The following is a 10,817-nucleotide window of genomic DNA, read 5'->3' on the forward strand; positions in this document are numbered from 1 at the left end:
CTACTCTATTTCAAGTTTTTTCTTTCAAACTTTTCGGTATATTTGTAAACATCAGTAACAAAAATCCCCGCCTTCACAAAGCCGGCGGGACGTTACCAGCAATTTTAGACAACTGTAGAACGACCAATGTAACTGACAACAATAACGATATTTTGAGTGAATAAAATAATAAACAAACTAATAAATCATTTATCAGAAAAACAAAAGACGCTTTTCCTTATTGACAGTTTAGGAGCGATTTTGACTGTATTTTTCCTGTTTGTAATAATGCGACAGTTTGATGATTATTTTGGAATGCCTAAAACAGTATTGACTTACCTTTCGGTAATAGCATTTTGTTTTTGTATTTATTCGTTCGCTTGTTTTATATTTTTAAAAAGACGTTGGACACCTTTCATTAGGCTTATTGGCATTGCAAACTTACTTTATTGTGTACTGACAATCGGACTACTAATTAAATACTTCCCTTTACTGACAATAATTGGGATAACATATTTTTTGATTGAAATAGTAATTATTTGCGGACTCAGTTATATCGAAATTAATGTGGCGACAAGAAATAAAGAAAAAGAGAGTAATTGACGGCTAAACGACTGACCAGAAAACACTGCTGGTAACACGGGTTTTGCGTCAGGCGGGGTGACGTGCAAACTTGAAGCTTTGTGCTTCTAATAAACTTTAGTGATAAATTGAAACTTTGTGCTCCGAAACCCGCCCGAACGCAAAGCCCGAAAACGTTAGCTGTAACCTTGAAAAAGTGCCGTCTTAATACAAGTTGACTAAAAAAATCCAAAATGAAAAAATACTTATTAATTGTAATGCTTTTTATCACTTCATTTTCATTTGCATGCTCATGTATTGGAAAAAGTAAAATTAAAACGTCTCTTAAATCTGCTGATGCAGTTTTTGTTGGAACGATTATTTCCTCCAAAAAGGTTAAAATAAAAATGGACTCATCAAATGTTGGAATAGATTCATTAAATTTTTTGAGTATGATGGAATACAAAATTTCAATTACTCAACGCATTAAAGGAAAAACTTTAAATGATACTATAAAAGTTTATTCAGGTTTTGGAAATGGCGATTGCGGTTTTCGTTTCAATATTGGACAAAAATATATTGTATATTCCCATTTTGAAGAATATTCTTGGTGGGGAAAAGTTAACTTTCTATCGACAGATATTTGTATGCGAACAATGATTTATAATGATAAAGAATATAAAAAACTCATTCGAATCGGGAAAAGAAAAGACTACAGCTAACAGCGGTTTGCTTCAATGGCTACTTCCGGATTTTCCTACGGAAAATCCGCTGCTGAATGGAATGTTTTGTTATATTTGTAATGGCTTGGTGTTGGTGCAACGCCACTGAGAGCAAGCCGCAAAACGTTAGCAGCAAGTTGACAAGAAACCCGAATCAAATACACGAAATGAAAATAATAGATGTTGAAAATTGGAATAGAAAAGAGCACTTTAATTTCTTCTCAAAAATGGCAAGTCCATATTTTGGAATTGTAACAGAAGTAAATTGCACAAAAGCTTATGATATTGCAAAAGAAAATGGCTACTCTTTCTTTGCCTATTATCTTCATAAATCAATGATTGCCGTAAATGTTGTTGAAGAATTAAAGTACAGAATTGTTAATGATAATGTAGTTTCATTTCCTGTTATAAATGCCGGTGCTACAATTGGTCGAGAAGACGGAACTTTCGGATTTATATTCGTTCACTTTTCAAGTGATTTCCAAGCGTTCAATGCTGAATTACAGAAAGAAATTTTAAGCGTCCAAAATTCAAAAGGATTAAGACTAAATGATGATGATATAAAAAAAGATTTGATTCGCCATTCCACAATTCCCTGGACTTCATTTAGCGGATTATTACATCCGACAAATTTTACTCAAGACGAATCTGTTCCAAAAATCACGTTCGGAAAATTCAGCATGCGTGATGGCCAAAAATATCTGCCAGTTTCCATTGAAGCACATCATGGTTTGGTCGACGGTTTTCATTTAGCGAAATATTTAACCGAATTCCAAAATCAGCTGGATAAATAATTATATAACCTACACAAAAAATGATAACAAATTCAAATCTACACTTTACAATTCTCCAAGAAATAATTGACAATGGTTTTGCCCCAAATGTTTCCGAATTATCAAAAATATTGAGCGCAACTGAAAATGAAATCATAAAAGGCTTACATGATTTGCAAGAATATCATGGAGTTGTGCTTCATCCAAATGAACCTAAAGTTTGGGTCATTCATCCATTTTCATTATCACCTACAAACTTCTACGTAAAAACACAGAATGGCGAATGGTGGGGAAATTGTGCATGGTGTTCGCTAGGTGTTGCAGCATTATTAAAAGATGATGTAAAAATAATAACAACTATTGGAGCTGAAACCAAACAAATTGAAATCAATATTATCGATGGAGAAATCCAAGAGAAAAATTATTTTATACATTTTCCAATACCAATGAAGAATGCGTGGGATAATGTAATTTACACTTGCAGTAATATGCTAGTCTTTGAAAATGAAACACAGATTGAGGAATGGACGAAAAAGCATAATATTTCAAAAGGAGATATTCAGCCTATCGAAAAAATCTGGAACTTTTCAAAAAAATGGTATGGAAACCATTTGAATCCAAATTGGAAAAAATGGACAATTGAAGAAGCAAAAGAAATATTTAATGAGTTTGATCTTAAAAATAAAATCTGGCAATTGGAAGATTCAAATGAGCGTTTTTAATACAACCTGCTGCTAACACACGTTTGGCGCAATTGCGAATTTTGTGGTAAATTCACGTTTGCGTTCCGCAAGAAATTTTATCTTAGTGGAAAATAATCAGTTCCGAAGTTCGCAACTGACGCCAAGCGTGGGAACGTTAGCAACAATTATAAATGAAACGAATCCAAGAAAAATACGGTCTCTTAATAATCGGGATTATCATAGGTATTGTTTATGCTGTACTTACTAGAATAGTTTTTGGAGATAAGGCAACATTGGCATCAATAACCTACCTATTCGTAATTCCAACTATACTTGGTATTATTCCTTTAATGTTTGTCGACAAGGACAAATTGAGAGCTTATAAAACATTTATATTTGTTCCATGGCTGACTCTTGGCTGTTTTTTCACAACACTATACTTATTTGGAATTGAAGATTTTCTATGTGTTGTAATTCTTGCAGCTCCATTCTTTATATTAGCTACAATTGGCTCACTCATTTATGTACTTTTTCAAATTAATCAGGAAAAGAAAAATAATAAGCTATTCTCAATCCTAATTATTCCGTTCTTGCTTGGGCCTATTGAAAACATGGTCAAAAGCCCATCGAAAATATACGAAGTCAAAAGTGAAGTGGAAATTAATGCTACTCCAAAGAAAATATGGGACAATATTGTGGAAGTAAAAACGATTGACCCTAAAGAATACAATATGGGCATATTCAACGAAATGGGTATCCCAAGACCATTAAATGCGCAAGTAAACTGGAAAGGTTTGGGCGGGCAAAGAATCGGTAACTTTGAAAATGGTTTAAAGTTTATCGAAGCAATTACTGTGTATGAGGAGAACAAAAAAGTCTCTTTCAATATCACTGTCGACAATTCATCGGTAGCTGATGAAATCTTTGAACGCCATGTCTTAAATGGAAATTATTTTCGATTTGTGGATGCCACATATCAATTAAAACAAACAAACTATGGCAAAGTGAAATTATCTCTAACGACAAAGTATCTTCTGACTTCTAAAATTAATTTCTATGGGAAATTTTGGGGTGATTTAATGCTAAAGGATTTTCAAGATAGATTATTAGCGGTGATTGAAAACAGATGTGAAAATAAATAACTGTTGCTAACAGCGGTTTTAAGAAATTGGGGTTTGGGTGTTTATCGGGAGGAGCTAGTGCTTGCACTTCTCTCCTATTTTTGAACTTCTTTCTTTCAAACTTTTCGGTATATTTGTAAACAACAGTAACAAAAATCTCCAACTTCTTAAAGCCGGCGGGACGTTAGCAGTAATTGAAAAACCGAATTCTAATGAAAATAATATTCCTAAATAAGTCTCTTTTTATCGGTTTTGTTTTATCAATTTTGTCATTATATTCTTGTCATAAAGAAGAAAAACAACTTGAAATTAAAGAATCTGAAGTTCATGCTTGCGCAAAAAACTTACAGCCACCCCCTCCAATAGAAAATAAAATTTTATCATCCGCGAAAATTGAAATAAATGAGGAAAAGAGAAAATATTTTGTTACTGTAAATTTAGCTGCGGATAAGTTGGTAGATTACAACGGAAAAGACCAGCAACTTTATAAGATTGAAACAACAAACAAAAATAGAACCCGAAAACTTTATTTTGCACTTCCAATAGATTACAATAAGTATTGGAATGAAATAAAAATATTCCCTGATAAAGAAAATAAGGTTTTAGAAATCGGTTTTAAAGAAAAAGAAATTACAAAAACATTATATAAACTTTACGCTTATAAATATTATAATGAAGATTTCGGAGATGGTCACATTGTGATAAAATCAAATTTTGAAAAGTATCAATATAGAACAATCGACTAATTAATAAAACAACTACTGCTAACAGCCGTTTGGCTAGATTGGGGTTTTAGGCTGGATTTAAAGTTGGTCTTGTATTTGGAAATTTTGTGCTTAACCGAAATATTAATCTTAATTTAGTCCCCAACCTCGCCAAGCGGCGGGACGTTAGCGGCAAGCAAAAACAAAACCTCTATAAAATGACAAAATATTCCGATTTATTAAAAATAGTTGATAGTTTAAGATTAGAAGCACCATTAAATTATAATAGATATCATCCCGAAAAAGATGAAAAAGAAAAATTAGAAAATGCTAGAGGAAGAGCATTTATCCATTTATACCTCAAAGTGACCTTTGGCCTTATTGATTTTAACGAACGTGAAAACTATATAACAGATGATGGTTACGATGGGGGAATTGATGCTTATTTTATAGACCAAGAAAATAAGAAACTTTACTTCATACAATCAAAATTTAGAAATTCAGATCAAAATTTTGAGAACAAGGAAATAACATTCGAAGAGTTATTATCTATGGATATTGAAAGAATTGTTGAAGGAGAAGAAGAAGGAGAGAATGGAATTAGGTATAATGGTAAAATTCAAAACCTAATAAAACATCTTCAATCAATATCTGATCTTCCTAAATATAAATATGAGATTATTTTACTAGCAAATGTAAAAAACAGCCTTCAACCTAAACTAAATAAATTAACTGGTGGATACCCTGTACACATATTCAACTTTCAAAGAATTTACTCTGAATTGGTTTTCCCTTTAGTATCGGGCTCTTATTATAATATTTCGGAATTAAAAATCACAATTAATGTTGACCGTAATAGTGCTGGACATCGTATTCAATATTATCCCGTAACAAAATATGCTGAATGTACAGTTAACGCATTATTTGTTCCTACAATTGAAATTGCTAAAATATTATCAAAATATAAAAACTCTATATTAAAATTTAATCCTAGGAGTTATTTAGATCTTGCAACTGGTAGTATAAATGAAAAAATTTCAAGATCTATCACCGATTTCAACACAAACGAATTTGCTCTATTCAACAATGGTATTACCATGCTTTCAGATGATACAGTTTATAGTGATAAAGTAGGTAAAAAAAATAAAGCTGAAGTTTTGGTAACCAATCCCCAAATCATTAATGGTGGACAAACAGCTTATACTTTAAGTATTTTATATGACCGTTTTCTTAAAAACGATACGTTGCATTTGTTTGAAAATAAAGAAGTGCTTTTAAAAATAATTTCCTTTAATGTTGAAGAACACGAAACTAAAGATTTCGAAGAAAACAAATTAAAACTTATTGAGCAAATTTCGATTGCTACAAACCAACAGTCGCCTGTTTTTGAAGCTGATAGAAGAGCTAATGATAAAGTTCAGATAGATTTACAAAGATCAATTTATGATGATTTCGGTCTTTATTATGAACGTAAAAGAGGTGAATTTGGGGATGGAATTAGGAGCGGTTATGTTGATAGATCTAAAATCATTGATAGAGAAAATTTTATTCGAATATGTCTTGCATCCCAAAACAATCCAGTTCAAGCAAGGGCTGGAAGCGTTGCTAATTTTTTCAACAAACAAGCTTTTGATTCTATACTACCTGATGCATCTGAATTTAGAAAATATATTTTTTGCTTAAAAGGCTTTGAGAGAATTGCGCACTTTTCATCTGATTCTTCAAACGTTAGATTTAATGCAAGATATGCAATCACAACGGTACTTTCTAATCGATTTGAAAACTCATATGAAATAAGTGATTACGATAATTTGATTGACTCAAAACTAAAGGACATTATTGGAAATTGGCCAAGTTTTGAGGATTTTTTAAGGCAGACAGAAGAAAATAAACGATATTATTTTAAAGAAAAATTCGATATAGAAACGGGTGAAAAATATATTGAAACTAACTGGACGGCTTACTATAAAGGGAGAACATTATTAAGTGATCTAAAAAATTACTTTAACTTTTAATTGCCAGCCGCTAACAGCGGTTTGGCACAATAGCTAATTTTATCTTAACCACTCGCCTATTTTCCGCAAGGAAATCTTATCTTAGCAAGAAAATAATCGTTCACGCAGCCGCTACTGCGCCAAGCCGCGGAACGTTAGTGGCAATTTTGAGAAAACCGAAAACAAATGAAAATTGATAAGTTAGAGAAAATAATTTCAACCATACAAATTGCAACTGCTATTTTTTTAATTTGGTTTTCGATTGACAATCTTCTAATGATAATCGAAGTTGTACATCGCCCTTATTTTGGCGGTGCTGAAATTTCAATTTTGAAATTATTCAAAACATATCATTTAAATATTATACTGGGACTAATTTCTTTAGTATCTGGAATTGGTCTGCTTTTTCAAAAATTTTGGGCTTGGACTTTATCTATAATATTCTGGTTTTCTATTAGTTCTTCTTTATTTATTTCAATGATAAAATTGAATCTAAAAAAACCAGTACTTGAAATTAACAAAATACTATTAACGGTATTTATATTATTGATTTTAGCGTGTATCGGTCTAATTTTAGTTAAAGAAAATTTCAGAAAAAGATATATTCCTAATAGATCAACATGGATAATAATTCTTAGTACTATTTTTATAATTCTATTAGACCGAATTTACATTAATAGATAAAACTAAATGAAAAGAAACAATCCGGAAATACTTTTCAAAAATCATTTCAAAATTTACATTTTGATAAAGGACAAAATTATATTTGAAAATGAATTAGAAAAACAGAATGTTGAATATTATTGCGACGTTGAAAATCAACCTACATTTGGAAATGGAATTAGGTATTTCATACAAGACACTGACAGAATAATACTTGATAAAATCTTCACAGAAAACGGAATAATTGCTAATACAGAAACAATTCCAACCTCAGATTATCGAGACGGAAAGAAAGCAATGAAATTGTATCTAAAAGTTGGAGGAATTGTAATTGGAATAATGATTTTGATTATGATTATTGAAAGTTTACAAAAATAAAAACTGCCACTAACAGCGGTTTCATGAAATTGGGGTTTTAAGGCTAAATTTAAAAGCAATTTTATATATTTGACTTCAGTTCTAATGGAATGATTTGGGTATAAATTTCCCCAACTTCATGAAGCCGGCGGGACGTTAGTGGTAATGTTACCACAGAATCCTAAAAAACAAACCAATTACAGCACTTTAATGAAAAACATTTTTATTAAAAATAAACCCCAATATCATTTTTCAGAAAGTGAAAAGGAAAAAGAAAACACAATTTTAATTTGGAAAGGTATTGTTGGTTTTTTTGGATGTTTATGCTTCTTTTATTCAATAAGACAATCTAACCTTTTTGTTATTATTGGCTTAGATTTCATACTTAAATTATATACGGTTTTAGGATTAATATTCACAATATTATTATATAAAATAGATAAAGTATACGAAAAAAATGATTATTCATTTATAGTAATTTATTTTCAAAAATTTTTTACTTATGGCTCTATTTTCTTAGCGGTTTTCATTTTCACAAATAAACATTTATCAACAAGTAAAGAATATGAAATTACTACATTAATACTTGAAAAAAAAGAAGGAAACCATAGAAGCGCTAATGAAATAACCGTAAAAATCGGAGAATCAAAAACTGAAATTAATGTACATAAATATAGTTTTGAAAAAATAGAAAAATCTAATTATGCCAAAATTAAATTAAAGAAAGGTTATTGGAATAAACTTTTAATTCTTGATACTAAATTAACAGAATAAATAAACACTACCACTAACAGCGGTTTGCAGCAATGGCTTAGGTTCGGTTTTTTCCTGCGGAAAAAACGCTAACACCAAAATTCCGTTTATATTTGTAATGGTTTGTGAGTAATCCAAGCCACTGCGGCAAGCCGCGGGAACGTTGGTGGCAATATTTTCGAAAAACTCGCAGAAAAAAGACATAATCAAAAATGACCGAACTAAAACTATACAAATCTAACTCGAAAGGATTAAAAATTCTTGCTTTGTGTTTACCTTTTGTATTAATTGGATTTTGGATGATTTCTGAAAAACAAAATGGAACTTTTGATTATTATATGGGTTGGTTTATTACTTCATTTTTTGGTTTAGGAATTCCAATTAGTATTTTCACTTTATTTGACAATAGACCACAAATTATAATAAATGAAAATGGAATTTGGGACAGAACAACAAAACAGACAGAGATCAAATGGGAACAAATCAAAGAAAGTTATCTAATTGATATTTATAATCAAAAATTCATCTCAATAGTTGTCGACGAAACATTTGTGTTTAAAAAAAATACTTTTAGCAAGTTAAACAAACTAAATAAATATATTGGCGCTCAAGAATTGAATTTAAATTTAAGTCAAATCAAAATTGACGAAAATAAGCTAACAGATTTCATTAACACAATTAGAATATCAGAAAAAAGTATACGAAATAATCAAATCCAAAACTTTAATTCTAGCTTAACATTAAATCCAGTTTCAAATAGTCAAAAATATTTTACTTATTTGCTGATTTTAATATGTATGCTTGTTGCTTCTTTAAGTAATTTTTACGCTTTTTGGGTAATTATGATTACAATGAGAATAGGTGGTTTAATAGCAAAATGGTATAGAGGAACTGATAACAATTCCAACTTGAGAAAATATGCTGAACGGTTAGCTTATTTAGGTTTTACTAATATGGTTTTAATTGTCCTAATTTTTAAAACTTATGATTATGCAACAAATAAAATTGGAATTAAACTGACTAATAAAATAGAAACTTATAAAACTGAATTTGGAAATTATCCAAATGAAATAAAAACGATAAGTGAAAATCTAAACTTTAATCCAATTGAAAAATATATAGTGAGCAAAATTGTATACAAAAAAACAGAAAAAGAATATATTTTAGAACTTAAATTCTTAAACCATAACTTGAAAGAATTTGATACCGAACTAAACGAATGGAATTAATACTGCCACCAACAAGCGTTTGGCAAGATTGCGAATTTTGTAGTAAATTCACGTTTACATTTCGCAAGAAATTTTATCTTTAACAGAAAATAATCGGTTCCGAACTTCGCAACCTCGCCAAGCGCCGGAACGTTGTGTGTAATATTACAAAAAAATGGGGTATAAAGAATTCTTTCCTTTTGGTACTAAATCAATCGAAATTATCTTCAATTGTAGTGAATGTGGAGAAGAAATAGTTTCGGAAGAACACTCTATTCCACATCCAAATTATCTAGCAGAAAAAGCTAGTGATTCCCATAATGGCATTACAGTAAATGAGTGTTGTGAAAGTTGTGGTACAGAATATGAAATCAATATAAATGTTGGTTATGGAGATGCTTACGTTGAAATCGATGATGTCGAAGATGATGATATTCTTGAAATAATTGAACATCAAGAAGAAGAAGACGATGAATATTATAATGATCAAATAGATTCCATTTTAAGCACCACAAATTACTATGATATTTTCTTTAATGAAATTGAAAACTTAAAATCCCTAAATGATGTTGATTTAAGAAACAATAACCTCCAAAAAACTTTATTAAGACAAATATATTCAAGCACTATAAGTTGTTTAGAAGATTATTTATCCTCCACTCTAGTATTTGAAGTTTTTAATAGTGAAGAAAATTTTAAAAACTTTGTAAAAACTAATCCCAAAATAAAGGATAGAAAGTTCTCTTTAAATGAAATATATGACGAGCTTGGAAAAATAGAAGATGTTGTAAAAAAGGAATTACTAGACGTAATCTATCATGACTTACCTAAAGTTCGAAATATGTATCAAGACAGTCTGAAAATTAAATTCCCAGAAATTGGTGACCTAATGCTAATTATTAAGACCCGACACGATATGGTACATAGAAATGGTAAAAATAAAGAGGGCAAAATAATTGAAATAAATGAAGCTATTATTGACGATGTAATTAGTAAAGTATCTGAATTTGTATTAGAACTTGAATCTAAAATTAGGCCAGAAGAAAAAATGAAAGGTGTGATTAATTAAATACTACACACAACAGCGGTTTGCTTCAATGGCTACTTCCGGATTTTCCTACGGAAAATCCGCTGCTGAATGGAATGTTTTGTTATATTTGTAATGGCTTGGTGTTGGTTCAACGCCACTGAGAGCAAGCCACAGAACGTTAGCGGTCATGTTGAAAAAACGAAACGAAAAACAATAACCATGTTAATGAAGAAAATCAGAAATTCCATTTTAGCAGGAATAATTTTTGG

General features: G+C 30.4%; 11 protein-coding genes. All 11 read left to right on the forward strand.

What is annotated here, in order from left to right:
• The first annotated feature begins 794 nt into the window (after positions 1-794).
• Complete coding sequence (locus tag BUC09_RS14425; protein WP_073312295.1) at positions 795-1,262, forward strand: hypothetical protein; 468 nt, start codon at positions 795-797, stop codon at positions 1,260-1,262.
• Positions 1,263-1,429: 167 nt separating this feature from the next.
• On the forward strand, positions 1,430-2,056 hold the full coding sequence (locus tag BUC09_RS14430) for a chloramphenicol acetyltransferase (RefSeq protein WP_073312306.1): 627 nt from the start codon (positions 1,430-1,432) through the stop codon (positions 2,054-2,056).
• A 20-nt stretch (positions 2,057-2,076) separates the two neighbouring features.
• Entirely contained in the window at positions 2,077-2,757 is a 681-nt protein-coding gene (locus BUC09_RS14435) for an alkylmercury lyase family protein (protein ID WP_073312296.1), read from the forward strand.
• Between the two features lie 152 nt (positions 2,758-2,909).
• On the forward strand, positions 2,910-3,860 hold the full coding sequence (locus tag BUC09_RS14440) for a hypothetical protein (RefSeq protein ID WP_073312297.1): 951 nt from the start codon (positions 2,910-2,912) through the stop codon (positions 3,858-3,860).
• 191 nt (positions 3,861-4,051) lie between these two features.
• Entirely contained in the window at positions 4,052-4,585 is a 534-nt protein-coding gene (locus BUC09_RS14445) for a hypothetical protein (RefSeq protein ID WP_073312298.1), read from the forward strand.
• Positions 4,586-4,761: 176 nt separating this feature from the next.
• Positions 4,762-6,558, forward strand: coding sequence for an AIPR family protein (locus BUC09_RS14450; RefSeq protein WP_084127281.1), 1,797 nt, complete (start codon positions 4,762-4,764; stop codon positions 6,556-6,558).
• Between the two features lie 165 nt (positions 6,559-6,723).
• A complete protein-coding gene (locus BUC09_RS14455; RefSeq protein WP_073312299.1) occupies positions 6,724-7,221 on the forward strand; it encodes a hypothetical protein in 498 nt (165 codons plus the stop codon).
• A gap of 6 nt (positions 7,222-7,227) precedes the next feature.
• Positions 7,228-7,578 (forward strand): hypothetical protein, encoded by a 351-nt coding sequence (locus tag BUC09_RS14460; protein ID WP_073312300.1) that lies wholly within the window; start codon positions 7,228-7,230, stop codon positions 7,576-7,578.
• A 189-nt stretch (positions 7,579-7,767) separates the two neighbouring features.
• Positions 7,768-8,331, forward strand: a complete 564-nt coding sequence (locus tag BUC09_RS14465; RefSeq protein WP_143161947.1) for a hypothetical protein — start codon at positions 7,768-7,770, stop codon at positions 8,329-8,331.
• 191 nt (positions 8,332-8,522) lie between these two features.
• A complete protein-coding gene (locus BUC09_RS14475) occupies positions 8,523-9,539 on the forward strand; it encodes an STM3941 family protein (RefSeq protein ID WP_073312303.1) in 1,017 nt (338 codons plus the stop codon).
• Between the two features lie 154 nt (positions 9,540-9,693).
• Positions 9,694-10,587: a hypothetical protein gene (locus BUC09_RS14480; RefSeq protein WP_073312304.1), complete on the forward strand. Its 894-nt coding sequence runs from the start codon at positions 9,694-9,696 to the stop codon at positions 10,585-10,587.
• The last annotated feature ends 230 nt before the right edge of the window (positions 10,588-10,817 follow it).

This window comes from Flavobacterium terrae (genome assembly GCF_900142035.1).
GTDB classification, from domain to species: Bacteria; Bacteroidota; Bacteroidia; order Flavobacteriales; family Flavobacteriaceae; genus Flavobacterium; species Flavobacterium terrae.